The sequence below is a fragment of the Gemmobacter caeni genome, from assembly GCF_003054195.1.
Taxonomy (GTDB): Bacteria; Pseudomonadota; Alphaproteobacteria; order Rhodobacterales; family Rhodobacteraceae; genus Gemmobacter; species Gemmobacter caeni.
In genome coordinates, this window is record NZ_QBKP01000009.1 from 19380 (window position 1) to 39748 (window position 20369).

The 20369-nt window shown below is 65.9% G+C and carries 19 protein-coding genes; 14 read left to right on the forward strand and 5 right to left on the reverse strand.

The window, feature by feature from the left end; all coding sequences use genetic code 11:
- Positions 1-117 precede the first annotated feature (117 nt).
- Complete coding sequence (locus tag C8N34_RS14430; RefSeq protein WP_108129419.1) at positions 118-2448, forward strand: Tex family protein; 2331 nt, start codon at positions 118-120, stop codon at positions 2446-2448.
- Between the two features lie 83 nt (positions 2449-2531).
- Entirely contained in the window at positions 2532-3011 is a 480-nt protein-coding gene (locus tag C8N34_RS14435; protein ID WP_108129420.1) for a VOC family protein, read from the forward strand.
- Between the two features lie 169 nt (positions 3012-3180).
- On the opposite strand, the gene tldD is transcribed toward C8N34_RS14435, so the two are convergent.
- Positions 3181-4602, reverse strand: a complete 1422-nt coding sequence (tldD, locus tag C8N34_RS14440; protein ID WP_108129421.1) for a metalloprotease TldD — start codon at positions 4600-4602, stop codon at positions 3181-3183.
- A 175-nt stretch (positions 4603-4777) separates the two neighbouring features.
- On the opposite strand from tldD, the gene coxB reads away from it, so the two are divergent.
- The 10 genes from coxB to C8N34_RS14490 all read left to right on the forward strand — a co-directional run bounded on the left by coxB (position 4778) and on the right by C8N34_RS14490 (position 13766).
- On the forward strand, positions 4778-5665 hold the full coding sequence (coxB, locus tag C8N34_RS14445; protein WP_054303740.1) for a cytochrome c oxidase subunit II: 888 nt from the start codon (positions 4778-4780) through the stop codon (positions 5663-5665).
- Between the two features lie 77 nt (positions 5666-5742).
- Positions 5743-6690 carry a heme o synthase gene (gene cyoE / locus C8N34_RS14450; RefSeq protein ID WP_108129422.1) on the forward strand — a complete coding sequence of 316 codons (948 nt, stop codon included), beginning with the start codon at positions 5743-5745 and terminating at the stop codon, positions 6688-6690.
- Position 6691: 1 nt separating this feature from the next.
- A complete protein-coding gene (locus C8N34_RS14455; protein WP_054303739.1) occupies positions 6692-6907 on the forward strand; it encodes a hypothetical protein in 216 nt (71 codons plus the stop codon).
- Positions 6907-7482, forward strand: coding sequence for a cytochrome c oxidase assembly protein (locus C8N34_RS14460; protein ID WP_108129423.1), 576 nt, complete (start codon positions 6907-6909; stop codon positions 7480-7482). The genes C8N34_RS14455 and C8N34_RS14460 overlap by 1 nt, the downstream gene beginning before the upstream one ends.
- A gap of 21 nt (positions 7483-7503) precedes the next feature.
- Complete coding sequence (locus C8N34_RS14465; protein WP_054303737.1) at positions 7504-8307, forward strand: cytochrome c oxidase subunit 3; 804 nt, start codon at positions 7504-7506, stop codon at positions 8305-8307.
- Between the two features lie 91 nt (positions 8308-8398).
- Positions 8399-9064: an SURF1 family protein gene (locus tag C8N34_RS14470; protein ID WP_108129424.1), complete on the forward strand. Its 666-nt coding sequence runs from the start codon at positions 8399-8401 to the stop codon at positions 9062-9064.
- Between the two features lie 9 nt (positions 9065-9073).
- A complete protein-coding gene (gene thrC / locus C8N34_RS14475; protein ID WP_108129425.1) occupies positions 9074-10459 on the forward strand; it encodes a threonine synthase in 1386 nt (461 codons plus the stop codon).
- Entirely contained in the window at positions 10456-11715 is a 1260-nt protein-coding gene (locus tag C8N34_RS14480; RefSeq protein ID WP_108129426.1) for a M16 family metallopeptidase, read from the forward strand. Before thrC ends, C8N34_RS14480 begins: the two co-directional genes overlap by 4 nt.
- Positions 11715-12299 (forward strand): GNAT family N-acetyltransferase, encoded by a 585-nt coding sequence (locus C8N34_RS14485; protein ID WP_054303733.1) that lies wholly within the window; start codon positions 11715-11717, stop codon positions 12297-12299. The genes C8N34_RS14480 and C8N34_RS14485 overlap by 1 nt, the downstream gene beginning before the upstream one ends.
- A 72-nt stretch (positions 12300-12371) precedes the next feature.
- Positions 12372-13766 carry an FAD-binding oxidoreductase gene (locus C8N34_RS14490; RefSeq protein WP_108129536.1) on the forward strand — a complete coding sequence of 465 codons (1395 nt, stop codon included), beginning with the start codon at positions 12372-12374 and terminating at the stop codon, positions 13764-13766.
- Positions 13767-14039: 273 nt separating this feature from the next.
- On the opposite strand, the gene C8N34_RS14495 is transcribed toward C8N34_RS14490, so the two are convergent.
- Genes C8N34_RS14495 through C8N34_RS14505 form a run of 3 tightly spaced genes read right to left on the reverse strand, consistent with a single transcriptional unit; the run spans position 14040 to position 16299 of the window.
- Positions 14040-14573 (reverse strand): adenine phosphoribosyltransferase, encoded by a 534-nt coding sequence (locus tag C8N34_RS14495; RefSeq protein ID WP_108129427.1) that lies wholly within the window; start codon positions 14571-14573, stop codon positions 14040-14042.
- 8 nt (positions 14574-14581) lie between these two features.
- Positions 14582-15052, reverse strand: a complete 471-nt coding sequence (locus C8N34_RS14500; protein ID WP_242013805.1) for a DUF2269 family protein — start codon at positions 15050-15052, stop codon at positions 14582-14584.
- Positions 15049-16299: a DoxX-like family protein gene (locus C8N34_RS14505; RefSeq protein WP_108129429.1), complete on the reverse strand. Its 1251-nt coding sequence runs from the start codon at positions 16297-16299 to the stop codon at positions 15049-15051. The genes C8N34_RS14500 and C8N34_RS14505 overlap by 4 nt, the downstream gene beginning before the upstream one ends.
- A 143-nt stretch (positions 16300-16442) precedes the next feature.
- Here C8N34_RS14505 and C8N34_RS14510 point away from each other — a divergent pair, with 143 nt between their 5' ends.
- Positions 16443-16931, forward strand: coding sequence for a GNAT family N-acetyltransferase (locus C8N34_RS14510; protein ID WP_054303729.1), 489 nt, complete (start codon positions 16443-16445; stop codon positions 16929-16931).
- Between the two features lie 46 nt (positions 16932-16977).
- Positions 16978-17784 (forward strand): EcsC family protein, encoded by an 807-nt coding sequence (locus C8N34_RS14515; protein ID WP_108129430.1) that lies wholly within the window; start codon positions 16978-16980, stop codon positions 17782-17784.
- Here C8N34_RS14515 and ptsP read toward each other — a convergent pair whose 3' ends face one another.
- Complete coding sequence (ptsP, locus tag C8N34_RS14520) at positions 17785-20028, reverse strand: phosphoenolpyruvate--protein phosphotransferase (RefSeq protein WP_054304495.1); 2244 nt, start codon at positions 20026-20028, stop codon at positions 17785-17787.
- Positions 20029-20369: the final 341 nt, after the last annotated feature.

The window sequence follows — 20369 nt, forward strand, 5'->3', positions numbered from 1 at the left end:
CGTCGCAATCCGCCGCCAGCGCCGCGGCGGGATTTCGCCAGATCTGGCGCGCGGCCGCTCTTGCCTTCGGGGGCGGCGGGGCTATGGTCGCGCTCCCACATTCTGACGGAGCCATCAGTGATTCAGGACGCCGCGCGCCGCATTCCCCTTGTCATCGCCCGCGAGATCGGGGCGCAGCCCGCGCAGGTCGGGGCCGCCATCGAACTGCTGGACGGCGGCGCCACGGTGCCCTTCGTCGCGCGCTACCGCAAGGAGGTGACGGGTGGGCTGGATGACACGCAGTTGCGCACGCTGGCCGACCGCCTCACCTATCTGCGCGAGATGGAGGCGCGGCGCGCGGCCATCCTCGGGTCGATTACCGAACAGGGCAAGCTGACCGATGATCTGGCCACCAGCATCGCCAGGGCCGAGACCAAGGCCGAACTGGAAGACATCTATCTGCCCTACAAGCCCAAGCGCCGCACCCGTGCCATGATCGCGCGCGAGAACGGCCTTGGCCCGCTGGCCGAGGCCATTCTGGCCGACCGTTCCGCCGATCCCGCCGCGCTGGCGGCGGGCTACATCACCGAGGCGGTGCCGGATGTGAAAGCCGCGCTGGAGGGCGCACGCGACATCGTGGCGGAAGCCCTTGCCGAAAACGCCGATCTGCTGGGCCGTCTGCGCGGGCACATGAAACAGGTGTCCGAGATCAAGGCGGGCGTGGTCGCCGGGAAAGAGGCTGAAGGCGCCAAATTCTCGGATTACTTCGATCACCGCGAGAAATGGGAAACTGCGCCTTCGCACCGGGTGCTGGCCATGCTGCGCGGTCGCAACGAAGGGGTGCTGACCCTCGATCTGGAAATTGATGCCGAGGCTCCGCGCGGCCAGTCACCCGCCGAACGTATGTGCGGCGCCGCGCTTCAGGCGGGTAGCACCGGGGCGGGCGACCAATGGCTGCGCGAGGCGGCAAGCTGGGCCTGGCGGGTGAAGCTGAAAACCTCTCTGACGCTCGATCTGATGGGCGAATTGCGCGAACGGGCCGAGGAAGAGGCGATCCGCGTCTTTGCCCGCAACCTCAAGGATTTGCTGCTGGCTGCGCCTGCGGGTGGCAAGGCCACGATGGGCCTCGATCCCGGCATCCGCACCGGGGTGAAGGTGGCGGTGGTGGATGCGACCGGCAAGTTGCTGGCGACCGATACCGTTTATCCGTTCCAGCCGAAGAACGACCTGCGCGGCGCGCAGGTGGCGATTGCGCAGCTGATCGCGAAACACGGGGTCAAGCTGATTGCCATCGGCAACGGCACCGCCAGCCGCGAGACGGAAAAGATGGTGGCGGACCTGCTGGCGCATCTGCCCGGCGAAAAGCCGGTGAAGGTGGTGGTGAGTGAGGCCGGTGCCTCGGTCTATTCCGCGTCGGAACTGGCGGCGAAGGAGTTTCCGGGGCTGGACGTCTCGTTGCGTGGCGCGGTGTCGATTGCCCGGCGGCTGCAAGACCCGCTGGCGGAACTGGTGAAGATCGAACCGAAATCCATCGGTGTCGGCCAATATCAGCATGACGTGGATCAGCACCGCCTTGCCCGCCAGCTTGATGCGGTGGTCGAGGACGCGGTGAACGCGGTTGGGGTGGATCTCAACACCGCCTCGGCGCCGCTTCTGGCGCGGGTGTCGGGCGTGGGGCCGGGGCTTGCGGAAAGCATCGTGGCGCATCGCGACGCCAATGGCCCCTTCGCCACCCGGCGCGAACTTCTGAAGGTCGCGCGGCTGGGGCCGAAGGCTTTTGAACAGGCGGCGGGCTTCCTGCGCATCACCGGCGGCAAGGAACCGCTGGATGCCTCTTCGGTGCACCCCGAAGCCTATGACGTTGCGCGCCGCATCGTCACCGCCTGCGGCCGCGACATCCGCGCCCTGATGGGGGACAGCGCCGCCCTGAAACGGCTGAACCCGCGCGATTTCATCGACGCGAAATTCGGCCTGCCCACGGTGCAGGACATCCTGTCCGAACTCGAAAAACCCGGCCGCGACCCGCGCCCGAGCTTCAGGACGGCGACCTTCACCGACGGGGTGGAGGATATCAAGGATCTGAAACCCGGCATGATGCTGGAAGGCACGGTGACCAATGTCGCGGCCTTCGGTGCCTTTGTGGATATTGGCGTGCATCAGGACGGGCTGGTGCATGTCAGCCAGCTTGCCGACCGCTTTGTGAAAGATCCGCATGAGGTGGTGAAGGCGGGCGATGTGGTGAAGGTCCGCGTGGTCGAGGTGGACGTGCCGCGCAAGCGCATCGGCCTGACCATGCGCAAGGACAGCGCCGACGCCCGCGACAGTGCGCGGGAACGCGCCGCCGAACGCGGGCCGCAGGGGCCGAAGGGCGGCAAGCCCGCACCACGCGGGCCGATGTCCTCGGGTCCGAAAGGGGGGGCGGGCGGCAATGCCTTTGCCGATGCGCTGAAGGGCAAATTCGGCCGCTGACCGCTCATCCCTGATCACGGCGCTTCGCAACCTGTTCAAAGGATGCGAGACTGAACTTTTACAGTCTTGCGAAAGGATAGGCCATGACACAGCCCAAGGCAACGCTCTGCCTCTGGTTCGACAGCGAGGCCGAGGCGGCGGCGCGGTTTTACGCCGCCACCTTTCCCGACAGCCACATGGGCAGGGTGCATCGCGCGCCGGGCGATTACCCCTCGGGCAAGGCCGGGGATGTGCTGACGGTGGAATTCACCATCTGCGGTCTGCCCTGCCTCGGGCTGAACGGCGGCCCCGCCTTCCCGCAGACCGAGGCATTTTCCCTGCAGATCGCCACAGAGGATCAGGCGGAAACTGACCGGCTGTGGGATGCCATCGTCGGGAATGGTGGCCGGGAAAGTGCCTGTGGCTGGTGCAAGGATCGCTGGGGGATGAACTGGCAGATCACCCCCCGCACCCTGACCGAGGCGCTGGCCGCGGGTGGCGCAGAGGCCGCGCGCGCCTTTGCCGCCATGATGGATATGACCCGGATCGACGTCGCCGCTATTGACGCCGCGCGACGTGGCTGACGAGGAAAGGGGGCTGTCTGCCCCTCGCCCCTGCGGGGCTCACCCCCGAGGATATTTTTCGACAGAAAATTTCAGATGTTCCACTCGTCCATTTTCTGTCCGCAAATATCCTCGGGGGGTGAATGAGCCGAAGGCTCAGAGGGGGGCAGACAGCCCCCCTTTCTTCGTCTCAGGCCGCCGAGCCGCCGATGGTCAGCCCGCCGATCATCAGGGTCGGCTGCCCCACGCCCACCGGCACCCATTGCCCGGCCTTGCCGCAATTGCCGATGCCGGGGTCGAGCATCATGTCATTGCCGATGGCACGGATGTTGCGCAGGGCGGTGGCGCCGTCGCCGATCAGGGTGGCGCCTTTCACCGGGGCGCCGACCTTGCCGTTCTTCACCCGGTAGGCCTCGGTGCAGGAGAACACGAACTTGCCGTTCGTGATGTCGACCTGCCCGCCACCGAAACCCACGGCCCATATGCCGTCTTTCAGATCGGCAAGGATTGCCGCCGGATCGGTGTCGCCGCCCAGCATATAGGTATTGGTCATGCGCGGCATCGGGATATGGGCGAAGCTTTCGCGCCGCCCGTTGCCGGTGCTGGCGGTGCCGGTCAGACGGCCATTCTGGCGGTCCTGCATGTAGCCCGTGAGGATGCCGTCCTCGATGAGGACAGTGCGGTTCGAGGGCGTGCCCTCGTCATCGACCGAGATCGAGCCGCGCCGGTCGGGCAGGGTGCCATCGTCCAGCACGGTAACGCCGGGGGCGGCGATGCGCTGGCCCATCAGACCGGCAAAGGCCGAGGTGCCCTTCCGGTTGAAATCCCCCTCAAGCCCGTGTCCGATCGCCTCGTGCAGAAGGATGCCGGGCCAGCCGGGGCCAAGCACGATGTCCATGACGCCCGCCGGGGCGGGTTCGGCCTCAAGGTTCACCAGTGCGATGCGCAGCGCCTCGCGTGCGACAGGTTGCCAGTGGCCGGGGTCAAGCAGGGTGGCAAGGCCGAAGCGGCCGCCGCCGCCCATGCCGCCCGACTCGCGCCGCCCCGCCTGTTCGACGATGACCGAGATGTTCAGCCGCGCCATCGGGCGCACATCGGCGAAGCGCAGCCCCTCGGGGCGCAGGATCTCCACCTCCTGCAAACCGGCGCTGATCGTGGCGGAAACCTGGATCACGCGCGGGTCGAGGCCGCGGGCATAGGCGTCGATTTCCTTCAGCACGTCGATCTTGGCGGCGAAGCTCGCGTCCAGCATCGGATCGGCGTCGGTATAAAGCCGTGCATTGGTGCCCTTGGGGGGAGGGGCCATCACGCCGCCGCCGTCGCCCACCGCCAGCCGCACGGTTTCGCAGGCGCGGCGCATGGCGGCTTCGGAGATTTCGGTTGAATGGGCATAACCTGCGACCTCGCCCCGGACGGCGCGCAGTCCGAACCCTTCGGAGGCATCATAAGAGGCGGTTTTCACCCGGCCATCATCCAGCACCAGTGCTTCGGAGCGGCGACGTTCCAGAAACAGCTCGCCATCTTCAGCCCCTGCGACAGCCTGTCGCAGTATGGCCAGCGCTGCCGCCTCATCCAGCGACATGTCGAACGGTCGGAAGGCGTTGGCGGTCATGTGAAGTCCTTGATCCATGTCAAACGGCGACCGAGTGTCGCACGGTTTTGCTTGTCGTTTCCTGCCTAATATGGTTTCAACACAAGCAGAAACAACGGGATTCTGCCCGGGCATCGGGCATGGCCGAAAAGCGGACGATAAGCCGCACTTCGAACGGGATAGAAAGATGCGACTCATGAAGAACCTTTCGGGTCTCGCTGCCGGTGTGGCTGCGATGGCCGTCGCGGGCGCCGCCCTGGCTCAGGACCTGCCGGTGCTCGGCCGTCCGGTCGACGGCAAGCTGGGCTTCCAGCCGGCGGCGACGGAACTCGCGGCCGACATCCACTGGCTCGACCACTTCATTCTGGTGATCATCACCGGCATCGTGCTCTTCGTGACGGCGCTGATGGTCTACTGCTTTGTCCGCTTCAACCGTCGCGCCAATCCGAAACCCGCCACCTTCACCCACAACACGCCCATCGAGATTGCGTGGACCGTGGTGCCGATCATCATTCTGCTGGTCATCGGCGGCTACTCGCTGCCGATCCTGTTCAAGCAACAGGAAATCCCGGTGGCTGACATCACCATCAAGGTGACCGGCTACCAGTGGTACTGGGGCTATGAATATGTGCAGGACGGCATCACCCCGGAAAATGACGGCACCGATCCGGTCGCCTTCGAGAGCTTCAAGCTGGAGAAAGACCAGCTGGCGCAATACGGCTACGATGAAACCGACTACCTGCTGGCGACGGATACCGCCGTGGTCGTGCCGGTCGGCAAGACCGTCGTGATGCAGGTGACCGGCGCCGACGTGATCCATTCCTGGACCATTCCGGCCTTCGGTGTGAAGCAGGACGCGGTGCCGGGCCGTCTGGCGCAGCTGTGGTTCAAGGCCGACATCGAGGGTGTGTTCTTCGGTCAGTGCTCGGAACTCTGCGGCAAGGACCACGCCTATATGCCGATCACCGTCAAGGTTGTGTCTGAGGCGAAGTATGCCGAATGGCTCGCCAAGGCCAAGGCAGGCGATGTGCAGCTCTCCTCCATCGCCGCCCCTGCCGCCGTGCAGGTCGCCGCGAACAACTGATAGACTGATGTGACTTTGCGGTCGGGCGGCGGGCCTTCGGGGTGCCGCCGCCCGATCCCACCAGGGGACAGCCGGATATGAGCGATATCCACGCCAACAGCCTCGGCAGCGAGACCGGACCGGCCGAAGCCGGTTTCGGTGATTTCGTGGCGCTTCTGAAGCCGCGTGTCATGTCGCTGGTGGTTTTCACCGCGCTGGTCGGCCTGCTGGTCGCGCCGGTCTCGCTGCATCCGCTGGTGGCCTTCACCTGCGTGTTGTTCATCGCTTTGGGGGCAGGGGCCTCGGGCGCGCTGAACATGTGGTGGGATGCCGATATCGACCAGGTGATGCGCCGCACCAAGGGGCGCCCGATTCCGGCGGGCCTTGTGCAGCCGGGTGAGGCGCTGGGTTTCGGTCTGGCGCTGTCGGGCCTTGCAGTGATGATGCTGTGGCTTGCCGCCAACACGCTGGCCGCGCTGCTGCTGGCCTTCACCATCTTCTTCTATGCCGTCATCTATTCGATGTGGCTTAAACGCTCGACCCCGCAGAACATCGTGATCGGCGGCGCGGCGGGGGCCTTCCCGCCGATGATCGGCTGGGTCTGCGCGACCGGCAGCATCAGCGTCGAGGCGGTTCTGATGTTCATGCTGATCTTCATGTGGACGCCGCCGCATTTCTGGTCGCTGGCGCTGTTCATGAACAGCGACTACGAAAAGGCCGGTGTGCCCATGCTGACCGTGACGCATGGCAAGCGGGTCACCCGCAATCATATCCTCGTCTACACCGTCGCGCTGGTGCCCTTCGCGCTGGCGACCGGCTTTACCTCGATCGGCGGGCCGGTCTATCTGGCGGTTTCGGCCGCGCTGAACGCGGGCTTCCTCTGGGGCGCCTGGAAGATCTGGCGTCGGGACGAAGCCGCGGCCGAGGCCGATGGCTATGCCACCGAGAAAGCGGTCTTCAAATTCTCGCTGCTCTATCTGTTCCTGCATTTCGTGGCGCTTCTGGTCGAGGCGGCGCTGCATTCCTATGGTTTAGGAGGCTGGTGACATGGCCACGCTCAAACCCACCCATGACCTGCATCGCCGCCGCTTTGGCCGCAATGTCGGGCTGGGTCTCGTGCTGGTGGCCTTCGTGGTGCTGGTCTTCGGTCTGACCGTCGTGAAGGTTACGCGCGGCGATCCGATGCAGGCCTTCGATCATGTGGTGCGGCCCGAAATGGTGCCGTTGCCACAGGCCGGCCAGCAGCAGGGGGGAAGCAACTGATGACCAACCGTTCGCCCGGACGCACCGCAGGTCTGCTTGTCGGCGTCGTGCTGACCATGAGCGCGCTCAGCTTCGCGGCTGTGCCCTTCTACAACTGGTTCTGCCGCGTCACCGGCTTTGCGGGCACCACCTCGGTCGCCACCAGCGCACCGGATGTGGTGCTGGACCGTGAGATCCTCGTGCGCTTCGACGCCTCGAAAGAGGCGGGCATGCCCTGGGATTTCAAGCCGCAGCAGCATTCCATGCGGCTGAAGATCGGGGAAACCGGACTTGCCTTCTACGAGGCGCATAACCCGACCGACCGCACCGTGGCGGGCACCGCCAGCTACAACGTCACCCCGGATTCCGCCGGTGGCTATTTCACCAAGATCGCCTGTTTCTGCTTTACCGAGCAGGTGCTGGCACCGGGCGAAACCGCGATCATGCCGGTGACGTTCTACGTCGATCCCGAGATCGTCAAAGACCCGGAAGGCAAATTCGTGCAGGAAATCACGCTGTCCTACACGTTCCACGAAACCGCGCTGCCCGAAAGTCAGGCTGCGCTGGCCGCCCCCCCGACGGGCGCGGTAAACTGACAAGACAACGAGGGACCTCCAATGGCTCACGCCAAGAACCACGATTACCACGTTCTGCCACCGTCGATCTGGCCGTTCCTCGGCTCGGTCGGTGCCTTCGTCATGCTGTTCGGTGCGGTGCTGTGGATGCACGGCTCGGGCCCGTGGATGGGGCTGATCGGCTTTGTCATGGTGCTCTACGTCATGTTCGGCTGGTGGGCCGATGTGGTGAAGGAAGCGCAGGAGGGCGATCATACCCCGGTGGTGCGCATCGGTCTGCGCTATGGCGTGGTCATGTTCATCATGTCCGAAGTGATGTTCTTCGCCGCCTGGTTCTGGAGCTTCTTCAAACACGCGCTTTATCCGATGGGGCCGATGTCGCCCATCGTTGACGGCGTGTTCCCGCCGGAAGGCATCCAGACTTTCGACCCCTGGCACCTGCCGCTGATCAACACGCTGATCCTGCTGTGCTCGGGCGCGGCGGCGACCTGGGCGCACCATGCCCTGGCGCATGAGAACAACCGCAAGGATCTGGTGAACGGTCTGGCGCTGGCCATCATCCTCGGTGTGTTCTTCACCATCCTGCAAGCCTATGAATACAGCCACGCCGCCTTCGGCTTTGCCGGCAACATCTATGGCGCGAACTTCTTCATGGCGACCGGCTTCCACGGCTTCCACGTCGTGATCGGCACGATCTTCCTGACCGTCTGCCTGATCCGCGCGCTGAAAGGCCACTTCACCCCGGAGCAGCATGTCGGCTTCGAGGCGGCTGCCTGGTACTGGCACTTCGTGGACGTGGTGTGGCTGTTCCTCTTCGCCGCGATCTACGTCTGGGGTCAGGGCTGATCTCCGGTGCCGGGTCACGCGACCCGGCGCCCTTCCATCCCGGGCGCGGGCCTTGTAAAAGGCGCGCGCTTTTCTTTTTTCCGAGGCTCCGATGACCCGCCGCATGATCCTGCCGCTGCTGTTCGGCCTTGTCGGCTGTGCCATCCTGATTGGTCTGGGCAGCTGGCAGATGCAGCGCCTGCACTGGAAGGAAGGCGTGCTGGCCGAGATCGAGGCGCGCATTGCCGCCGCGCCGGTGCCGCTGCCCGATCATCCCGAATCCCCGCGTGACCGCTATCTTCCGGTGGTGGCCGAAGGGCGGATGACCGGCGAGGGGCTGAAGGTGCTGGCCTCGCGCAAGCTGGTGGGGCCGGGGCACCGGCTCATCGGTGTGCTGGAGACCGGCGGGCGCCGCGTGCTGGTCGATCTGGGCTTCGTGCCGGATGGTGAACCGCTGGACCTGCCGCAAGGCCCCGTGCGTGTGGTGGGCAACCTGCACTGGCCCGAGGAAAAAGACAGCTTCACGCCCGAGCCGAATCCGGTGACGGGCCTGTGGTTCGCTCGCGATGTGCCGGCCATGGCGGCCAGGCTTGGCACAGAGCCGACACTGATTGTCGCGCGTGAGCCAGTCGTGCCGGAAATCGCGCCGCTGCCGGTCGATACTTCGGGTATTCCCAACGATCATCTGGGCTATGCGCTGACGTGGTTTCTGCTTGCGGTCGCATGGGCGGGGATGACAGTTCTGTTTCTCTGGCGTATCAGACGCCGGAACGCATGAGGCGAGGCGATGCACTATATCTCGACCCGCGGGCAGGCGCCCGTTCTGACTTTCGGCGAAGCGATGATGACGGGGCTGGCGCGTGACGGCGGGCTTTATGTGCCCGAAACCGTGCCGCAGTTCACTGCCGATGACATCGCCGCGCTGGCGGGTCTGCCCTACGAGGAAATCGCCTTTCGCGTGATGCGCCCTTTCATGGGCGATCTGTTTTCGGAAGCCGAGTTTCGCAGCCTGATTGCCAAGGCCTATCAGGGCTTCGGCCATCCGGCGCGCGCGCCGCTCAAGCAACTGGCGCCCAACCATTTCCTGCTGGAGCTGTTCCACGGGCCGACGCTGGCCTTCAAGGATTTCGCCATGCAGATCATCGGCCAGATGATGCAGGCGGCGCTGGCCAAATCGGGTGAGCGCATCACCATCGTCGGCGCGACCAGCGGCGATACCGGCTCGGCGGCCATCGAGGCCTTCAAGGGGCTGGCGAATGTGGATGTGTTCATCCTGTTCCCGCATGGCCGCGTGTCTGAGGTGCAGCGCCGTCAGATGACCACGCCGACCGAGACGAATGTGCATGCGCTGGCGCTGGATGGCGATTTCGATGACTGTCAGGCGCGGCTCAAGGACATGTTCAACGATCATGCCTTCCGCGACGGCGTGCGGCTGGCGGGTGTGAACAGCATCAACTGGGCGCGGGTTCTGGCGCAGGTGGTTTACTACTTCTCGGCCGCGACCAGCCTCGGTGCGCCGCATCGCAAGGTCAGTTTCACCGTGCCGACCGGAAATTTCGGCGACATCTTCGCGGGCTATATCGCGCAGCGCATGGGTCTGCCGATTGCGGAACTGGTGATCGCCACCAACCAGAACGATATTCTGGACCGCGCGCTGAAATCCGGTGTCTATGAGACGAACGGGGTGAAACCCTCGATCAGCCCCTCGATGGACATTCAGGTCTCGTCCAACTTCGAACGCGCGCTGTTCGATGCCTATGGCCGCGACGGCGCCGCCGTGGCGCAACTGATGGACGAGATGAAATCGGGCGGCTTCCGCATCAGCCAGGGCGCGCTGGAAAGCCTGCGCGCCACCTTCGCTTCGGGCCGTTGCTCGGAGGAGGAGACGCTGGCCACCATCCGTGCCGAACGCGCCGCGACCGGCGAGCTTCTGTGCCCCCACAGCGCCGTGGGCGTGAAGGTGGCAGCGGATCATCTGGGCACCGTGCCGATGGTCACGCTGGCGACCGCCCATCCTGCCAAATTCCCCGATGCGGTGGAACAGGCGACCGGCATTCGCCCGGCGCTGCCGCCGCGCATGGCGGATCTGTTCGACCGGCCCGAACGGGTGACGCGGGTGCCGAACGACCTTGCCGCGCTGCAAACCCTCGTCCGCGAAAGGATCGCGCGTTGACGCTTCGCATCACTACCCTGCCCAACGGCTTTCGCATCGTGACCGAGGACATGCCGGGGCTGCAATCGGCCTCGGTCGGGATCTGGGTCACGGCGGGCGGGCGGCATGAACGGGCCGATCAGAACGGCATCGCGCATTTCCTGGAACATATGGCCTTCAAGGGTACTGAAAAGCGCAGCGCCCTGCGGATTGCCGAGGAAATCGAGGATGTGGGCGGCTATATCAACGCCTATACATCGAAGGAAATGACCGCCTATTACGCGCGTGTCCTGTCAGGGGATGTGGCGCTGGCGCTGGATGTGATTTCCGACATCGTGCTGAACCCGGTGTTCGACGCGAAGGAAATCGAGACTGAACGTCATGTGATCCTGCAAGAGATCGGTCAGGCGCTGGATACGCCCGATGACATCATCTTCGACTGGCTTCAGGAAGTCAGCTACCCCGATCAGCCCTTCGGCCGCACCATTCTGGGCCCGACGGAACGGGTGTCCGCCTTTGGTCGCGCCGATCTCCGCCGCTTTGTGGCGGAGCATTATGGCCCGGACCAGATGATCCTCGCCGCCGCAGGCGGGGTGAACCACGACGCCATTGTCGCCCAGGCGACCGAAATCTTCGGCGCCCTGCGCCCGGTCGGTCTGCCGCAGCTGGAAGCCGCGCGCTTCGGCGGTGGGGAGCGGCGCGAGGTCAAGGGGCTGGAGCAGGTGCATTTCGCCCTTGCCTTCGAGGCGCCGGGCTATCGTGACCCCGATGTCTTCACCGCGCAGGTCTATTCCATGGCGATGGGGGGCGGCATGTCCTCGCGTCTGTTCCAGAAGATCCGCGAGGAGCGTGGCCTGTGCTATTCGATCTTCGCGCAATCCGGCGCCTATGAGGATACCGGCTCGATCACCGTCTATGCGGGTACCTCTGAGGACGAGATTGCCGATCTGACAACTCTGACGCTGGACGAGTTGAAACGCGCCGCCGATGACATGACCGAGGCCGAAGTTGCCCGTGCGCGGGCACAGCTGAAGGCCGGGCTGCTGATGGGCCTCGAAAGCCCCTCGGCGCGGGCGGAACGGAATGCCCGCCTGCTGTCGATCTGGGGCCGGGTGCCTGAGGTGGATGAGGCGGTGGCGCGGATTGACGCGGTCTCCACCGCCGATGTCCGGCGCTATGGTGCCGCGCTGACCAACTCGCGAGTGGCGCTGGCGCTTTACGGCCCGGTGGAACGCGCTCCGGGGCTGGAGGCGATCCGCGACAGGCTCGCCGCCTGATGATCGGCCTGAGGGCAAAGCCGCGGATCGAGACGGAGCGGATGACGCTCCGCCTGCCGACGCATTCAGATTACCGTGCCTGGGCCGATCTGCGACAGGAAAGCGCGGCTTTCCTCGCGCCCTGGGAGCCAGTCTGGGCGCATGATCACCTCAGCCGCAAGGCCTTTACCAACCGCGTCTACTGGGCCAAGCGGGCCGAGGCGCAGGGCACGGCACTGCCGGTCCTGATGATCCGCCGCGACGATCAGGTGCTGCTGGGGGCGATCACGCTGGACAATATCCGCCGGGGTCCGGTGCAGGCCGGGACACTGGGTTATTGGGTCGGCGAGCGCTATGCGCGGCGCGGCTACATGCGCGAGGCGATCCGCGCCATCGTGCATCATGCCTTCACCACGCTGGACCTCAGCCGTATCGAGGCCGCCTGCCTGCCGGAAAACGCCGCCTCGCGTGGGGTACTGGAAAAATGCGGCTTCAAATATGAGGGCGTGGCGCAAAGCTATCTGCAAATCGCGGGCCGCTGGCGCAACCATGTGCTTTACGCCAACCTGCGCAGCGACCGCCGCGGTCGCACCGATGCGGGTTGAGCCGGGACAAATTTCTTGCAAAGAAATTTGCAAATTCGTTCATAACGAATTTGCGCGCAGATGGAGAGTGTGATGCTCAACCCCGCCGATCCGGGCTTTCTGGCCAGCCTTCCCGAAGAGCTGCTGCGCGCGGTGCGCCCCGCCGATCTGGAAGAGCCGCGCGGTCGCTGGCAGGGGCAGGGTGGGGCTGTGGCGACCCCCCGCAATACGGCCGAGGTCTCTCTGCTGGTGCGCGCCTGTGCGGCGGCGCGGGTCGGCATCGTGCCGCTGGGCGGTGGCACCGGCCTTGTCGGCGGGCAGGTCATGCCGGAAGGCCCCGTGCCACTGATCGTGTCCTTCGAGCGGATGACCGCGATCCGCGCAGTTCATCCGCAGGAAAATGTCATCGTCGCCGAAGCAGGCGCCATTCTCGCTGACATTCATGCGGCAGCCGAAGCGCAGGACCGCATGTTCCCGCTGACGCTGGCTTCGCAGGGATCGTCACGGATCGGTGGCAATCTGGCGACCAATGCAGGCGGGGTGAATGTGCTGCGCTATGGCAATGCGCGGGATCTCTGCCTTGGCGTCGAGGCGGTGCTGGCCGATGGTACGGTCTTTCACGGGCTGAAGCGGCTCAGGAAGGACAATACCGGCTATGACCTGCGCCATCTGCTGATCGGCGCCGAGGGCACGCTGGGTCTGATCACTGCTGCCAGCCTGAAGCTATTCCCGCGCCCTGCCGTCACTGGCGCCGCGTTGTTTGTGGTGCCCGATCCGCAGGCCGCGCTGGCGCTGCTTTCGCTGGCTGAAAGCCAGTTGCCCGGCATGGTTTCGGGCTTCGAACTGATCCACCGTCAGGGGCTCGATTTCCTTGCCGAAACCCTGCCTGACCTGCGCCAGCCCTTCGCCGTGGCCCCGGAATGGTGCGTGCTGGTCGACATCGGCCTGCCCGCCGCGCTGGATGCGACCGAGGCGCTGATGTCGCTTTACGAGGCGGCGGGGGAACTGGTGCTGGATGGCGTGATCGCGCAATCCGGAACCCAGCGGCTGGAATTCTGGACGCTGCGCGAAACCATCCCCGAGGCCAACCGGCGCGTCGGTTCGATCTCCAGCCATGATATTTCGCTGCCACTCTCGGCGATCCCGGCCTTTCTGGCCGAGGCCGCGCCTGCGCTGGCGCAACTGGGTGATTTCCGCATCAACTGTTTCGGGCATCTGGGCGACGGCAATCTGCACTACAACGTCTTCCCGGCAAAAGGCCGCCAGCGCGCGGAATATGACGGGCTGCGCGAGGCAGTGAAGACCTGCGTCCACGATCTTGTGCATCGGTTCGATGGGTCGATCAGTGCTGAACACGGCATCGGGCGGCTGAAGGTGAAAGATCTGGAAACCTATGGCGATCCGGTGAAGCTGATCGCCATGCGCGCGATCAAGACGGCGCTGGATCCGCTTGGCATCCTGAACCCCGGTGCCGTCCTGCGCGCCTGACGGCATTTTACCTTAGCGTAAATCTCCATGCCGACAGTGCCGCCTGCATATGGCAGGGCGAAAGCGCCCGGATACCGCTGTCCACGGAAGTCGGCATGAGGGGGCTCGATGCCCCCGAGGGCCGGGCGGGATGAGAAAACCCCGCCGGACATTCGATCCGACGGGGCTGGGGTCAGGATTGGGTCACCTGTGCAAGCAGCGCCCGAGGCCGGTTCCGGCCCCATGACCAAGACTTGCACCGATTCGGGTTAAAGGCGGGTTAACTGCGTTGCCTCACAGCCCTTCAAAGGCACAGAGCGCATGGACCTCCATGCCCATCGTCTCCAGCTTGCGACGGCCGCCCAGATCGGGCAGATCCACCACAAAGGCGCAGCCGACAATCACGCCGCCCAATCGTTCTACCAGCTTGATCCCGGCCTCGGCGGTGCCGCCGGTGGCCAGCAGATCGTCGACCAGCAGCACCTTCTCGCCCGGCTGGATCGCATCGTCGTGCACCTCGACCACCGCCTCGCCATATTCCAGACTGTACGCCTGTGCGATGGTCTGCCCCGGCAGCTTGCCCTTCTTGCGAATCGGCACGAAGCCGGTGGTCAGCTGATGCGCCACCGCGCCGCCCAGGATGAAGCCCCGCGCCTCCAGCCCCACAACCTTGTCGATGCGGGTGCCCGCATAGGGGTGCAGCAACTGGTCGATCGCCATGCGGAAGCCGCGCGGATCGGCGAACAGCGTCGTCACATCGCGGAACAGAATGCCCTCATGCGGGAAATCGACGATGGTGCGGATGTAATCCTTGACGGTTTTCGACATGGGGCCTCTCAGAACAGGTCGGGTTTCACTATCATCAGCCAGAACACGCCGACAAGCGCGCCGAAGGCGGGCCAGCCGAGGACGAACCAAAGCCGGAAGGCCCGGACCGCGGCGGCGGGCAGCGGGCCGGGGGCGGTGGCGCGGGCCAGATCGCGGATGCGGTATTGCAGAACGACCACCGGCAGCCAGCAGGCCAGCGCCAGCAGATAGGCGGCATAGGTCAGCAAAAGCCAGCCTTCGTTCCAGCCGCGCCCGGTTTCCTGCACCAGCCAAAGCCCGGTCAGCGGCTGCACCACGCCCGAGGGCAGGGTGAACAGCCAGTCGGCCACCACCACCCCGGCCGCCACATGCGCCACCACCTCGGCCCGGTTCGACCGCATTGCCCAGACCATTGCAAAGGCCATGCCGATGCCGGTGCCGAACAGCACGGTCGAGGACAGCACATGCAGCCATTTCGCCAGCAGGTAAGGCTCCATCATCGTTCCTCCACCAGCGCCAGATGCACCAGCAACAACGCCAGAACGGGCAGGTTCTTCAGAAGCCCGCCGAACGGATCAAGCCAGAGCGCGGGGGCAAGCAGGGACAGGCCAGCCGTATAGGCCAGAACCAGCGTGATCTGTGCCCGTGCCACCAGCGCGGGCCGCCAGTCGCGCAGCAGGGCGAGCCCCAGCGCCAGATCAGCGAGCCCGCCCGCTCGGGCCATGGTCAGCGCCAGCCCTTCGGGCAAGGCAGGCAGGTGAGGCAGGAAAGCGCTGCCCGGCAGGAACAGGCCCAAACCGGCCGAGACCAGCCACATCATCGCGAGTGTCAGCCGGATCAGCGGTTTCAGCAGGTAAAGCCGTGCCTGCCACAGGTCTTGCGTGCCTGCGGGCCGGGCGAATTGAAAGGCGGTGAAGCCGCGTGGACGAACGGTCAGCCGCGCCAGCAGCGGCGCGGGATCGGTCTGCACGCCCTGTTCAAGCTGCCGCAGCGCGGTGGTCGAAACCGGCCCCAGGCGCAGCGCATCGCCGATGTGCCCGGCCAGCCGCGCCAGCCCTTCCGGAACCTGCCAGACCGGCATGGGGCGCAGGCCCAGCCAGCGGCGCAGGCCGGTTGCCAGTTCGGATTGGGTCAGAACCTCCGGCCCGCCGATCTCCCACACCCCCGGCTGTGGCTCTGCCAGCATCCCCGCAATCACGACGGCCAGATCGGCGGCATGGATCGGGTTGAACGGTTGCGCGCCTGTTCCCACGACCGGCGTGACGAAGGGCAGGGCGGCGAAGCCGCGCAGCGCCGAGGTGCCGCCATAGCTGGTCTCTGCCATCACCAGACCGGGGCGCAATACCATGGCGCCAGCGGCCAGCGCCACCTGCTCTGACACCCGGCGCCAGCGGGCGAAAGGTGTGTCGGCCTCGATCCCCACCGCCGACACTTGCAGGCACGGACCCGCCACCGCCGCCAGCACGGCGCGCAGCGCATGGTCATGCACGGAGGCAAAGGCTTGCTCGTTCCCGGTCAGAAGACCAGCGGCATTCACCAGCGCACAATCCTGCACCTCAGCCCAGAAGCCGGGCGCATGGCTGGCCGGATCGGTCAGATCGGCCCGCAGCGTGCGAAAGCCCATGGCCTGCAAACGCTCCACCCGCCGGGCGGAGGCGATGACCTCATGCCCCGCGTCGCGCAGGGCGAAGGCAATATGCCGCCCGATGAAGCCGTCGGCGCCCAGAACCAGAACCTTCACCCGCATCACCCATGCCTTGATCTCACCCCAGACTACCTACGCGACCCCGCGATTCCAAGCGATGCGCCGTCACAGGGCAATTGCGTCTTTTCCCTGTTGCCCTCGCGTGTTACGCGCGTTCCCGCAGGATTCCCTTGAGGGCGCGGCCGATGTATCAGCTCGAGGAAGAGACCGAAGCCGACTGGTGGGAGGTGGAGGCGCTTTACGACCTTTGCTTTGCGCCGGGGCGAACGGCGCTTTCCTCCTATCGGCTGCGTGACGGCGTGGCGACGGTGGCGCCGCTGTGCCTTGTTTTGCGGGATGAAACCGGCACGCTTGCGGCCGCGATCCGCTACTGGCCCGCCGAAGTGGGCGAACATGATGTGCTGCTGCTGGGGCCGGTGGCAGTGCACCCGACGCGGCAGGGTGAGGGGTTGGGCGGCCTTCTGATCAACGAAAGCCTGGCCGAGGCGCGGCGCCTTGGCTGGGAACGGGTGATGCTGGTGGGGGATGCGCCCTATTACAAGCGTTTCGGCTTTAGCAAGCTGGAGGGGGTGGTGATGCCGCCGCCGACCAACCCCGACCGGGTTCTGGGTATCGCGTTGGTGCGCGGGGCCTGGGATGGGGTCACCGGCACAGTGACGAAGGCGCGGTCCTGATCGAAGGCCCATTGCGCAAGGCCGCCGCGCTTCCTACTTTCGGAATATGAGCGACGATCAGTCCCCGGACCCCGCCCCTGAAAGCGCCGATGCGGCGCTGCCCGCGCCCCGGCGCGCGGCCTTCCCCGATTACGAGATTGCCGAGCTTGCCCGGCGTGCGCGCAAGACCAACGGGCCGCTGATGTCGTTGCTGCAAAAGCTGGGCGGTTCGGTGGAGACGCAGATGAACCGGCTGCCCGATGCCGCGCGCAACCGGATCGAGGCGCTGACCATGGCGACGCTGACCCGTGCGCTGGGGGTGGCGGCGCTGGGGCGTCATGCGCCCGATATCGGCCCCGCCGGGGCGCCGCTGGCGGCGGCGATCAGTGGTGCGGCGGGCGGCGCGGGCGGGCTTGCCACTTCCATCGCCGAACTTCCCGTGACCATCACGCTGATCCTGTCGGCCATCCGCAAGGCGGCGGAGGACGAGGGGTTCGACACTGCCGATCCCGCCATTCAGGCAGAGATCCTGCGCTGTTTCGCAGCGGGTACGCCCTCGGGCGGCGATGACGGGGTGAATACTGCGCTCATCGGTGCGCGGCTGACGCTGACCGGACCGGCCCTGCAAAAGCTGATCGCCACGCTGGCGCCGAAGATCGCGGCGGGGCTGAGCCAGAAGCTTGCGGCGCAGGCGGTGCCGGTTCTGGGCGCTCTGTCCGGCGCGGCGGTGAACGCGGCTTTCCTGAGCCATTATCGCGAGCTTGCGCGCATCCGCTTTCGCCTGCTGCGGCTGGCGCAGGAGCATGGCGCCGAACGGGTGGTCGCCCGCTTCAACGCGGCGGCCAGCGTGAAGCCGCTGCTGCGGTCGGACTGATCACTCCGGCAAGGTGGCGAGCCAGCCCATCACCGCCGGGCGCACGCTTTCCACGCCTTCCGCCATGGCCGCGGTGACCACCGCGCGCACCTCGCGCAGATCGACCTGACGCAGCAATGATTTTACCGGCCCGATGGAGGCGGGGCGCATCGACAGCGTGCCGATGCCCAGCGAGGCAAAGACCATGGCCTCGATGGGCCTGCCCGCATCCTCGCCACAGAAGGAAAGCTGGGCGTTGCTTTCCGCGCAGCGATCCGCAATCAGCCGCAGGAAGCGCAGGAAAGAGGTGTTCAGCGTGTCATAGCGGCGGCGCACCCGTTCATTTTCACGGTCGGCGGCGAAGAAGAACTGCTTCAGATCATTGCCACCGATGGAAATGAAATCGGCGGATTCGAAAAACGCCTTGGGCGCGAAGGCCAGGCTGGGGGTTTCCAGCATCGCACCGATGCGCAGGGTTTCGGGCACGGGATGACCCATGGCCGCCTCGCGGTCACGCTGGTGCAGCAATTCATTGCGGGCGGTGACGAATTCCTCATGTTCGGAGATGAAGGGGAACATCACGGTCAGAGGGCGCCCCCGTGCGGCGCGCAGCAGCGCCTGCAACTGCATCCGCAGCACGCCGCGTTTGTCGAGACCGACGCGGATCGCGCGCCAGCCCATCGCGGGGTTCGGCTCGTCCTGCGGCTTCATGTAGGGCAGCACCTTGTCCGAGCCGATGTCCAGCGTCCGGAAGGCCACAGGCCGCCCCTTGGCCGCATCCATGACGCGGGCGTACAGCTTGGCAAGCTCGTCCCGTTTCGGCATCTGGTTGCGGATCAGGAATTGCAGCTCGGTGCGGAACAGGCCCACGCCCTCGGCCCCCGAATTCTCGATCGAGGGAAGATCGGCCATCAGGCCCGCATTCATGTAAAGCCGGGTCACCGTGCCGCAGCGCGATTCCGCAGGCAGGCCGCGCAGGCTGGCATAGCGCTCCTGCGCCTTGGCCTGCATCGCCATCTTGTCGCGGAAACTGCGCACCACCACCTCGTCCGGGCGCAGATGCACGGTGCCACTGTCGCCGTCGACGAGGATCGGATCGCCGTTCAGCGCCTCGGAGGTGATGCGTTCGGCATGGATGATCAGCGGAATGACCAGCGCGCGGGCAACGATGGCGGCATGGCTGCCGACCGAGCCTTCCTCCAGAACCACGCCGCGCAGTTTGCGGCCGTATTCCAGAAGTTCGGCGGGGCCGATGTTGCGGGCCACCAGAATCGGGTTTTCCGGCATGGTCGCGCCGGTGTCCTGCCCCTGTCCGGTCAGGATGCGCAGCAAGCGGTTCGACAGGTCGTCCAGATCGTTCAGCCGTTCGCGCAGATAGGCGTCGGGCACCTGTTCCAGCCGGGCGCGGGCTGCGGATTGTTCCTTTTCCACCGCCGCTTCGGCCGACAGGCCGCGCTGGATATCCTCTTCCATCCGGCGCAGCCAGCCACGCGAGCGGGCGAACATGCGATAGGCTTCCAGCACCTGCCGCTGATCCTTGTCCAGCGACTCCGCGCTCAGCAGATCGTCGATGGAGATGCGCAACTGGCCCACCGCGTCGCGGATGCGGTCGATCTCGGTCAGCGGATCGTCGGCCACCGGATTGGTGACGACGACGCGCGGCTCGTGCAGCCAGACATTGCCCTCGGCCGTGCCTTCCTGCCCGGTGCCGCCGCGAAAGATGCGCGGCTGTCGGTGCAGGGCGCCGGGGCCTTCGCCTTCGCCGACGAAGGCGCCAAGCTCGGTCATCTCGGCCAGCACCATGGCCACGACTTCCAGCGCATAGACCTCGTCATCCGAGAACTGCCGCGCCGTGCGGGACTGCACGACCAGAACGCCCAGCTTTTCCCCGACCCGCTGGATGGGCACGCCGAGGAAGCTGGAAAAGAGTTCCTCGCCGGTTTCCGGCATGTAGCGGAAGCCGCGCTCTGACGGCGCATCGGCCGCATTGACCGGCGTCGCGGTCCGCGCGACGCGCCCGACCAGACCTTCACCCACCTTCATGCGGGTCTGGTGGACGGCCTCTTTCTTCAGCCCCTCGGTCGCACAAAGCTCCAGCGTGTCCTCGTCGCGGAACAGGTAGATCGAACAGACTTCGGTCCCCATGGAATCGGCGATCAGATGGGTGATGCGGTCCAGCCTGTCCTGGCCCTTGCCGGGCAGGGCAAGGCTGTCGCGCAGGCGGCGGAGGAGTTTGCGGCTGTCGCTCTCGCTGCGTTCGGGCATGTTTGGGGGTGCCGTCCTTCTGGATGCCTTTGCCCCCTTTAATCACAGCACGCGGCAAAACGGAACGGGGGAGAGGGTCGCGCCCCGAAGTCACCGCCAACTGCCGCCGATTTGGGCAGTGCCGTCCCCGGACGCATCGCATCCGGCAAGGGATGTGCCGGACAGCCATGGCGTGCAGCGCGATAGACGATGGGAACCGCCGGCAGGTCTTCCCGCGCCTGACCTGCGGACGATTCGGGAATCCCTGGGCCGGTCCTGACTCCGTCCCGCGCCTGCATCCGGCGCGGTCCGTTGCAGATTTGGGGCGCAGAATGAAAAACGCCCCGCAGAGTGCGGGGCGT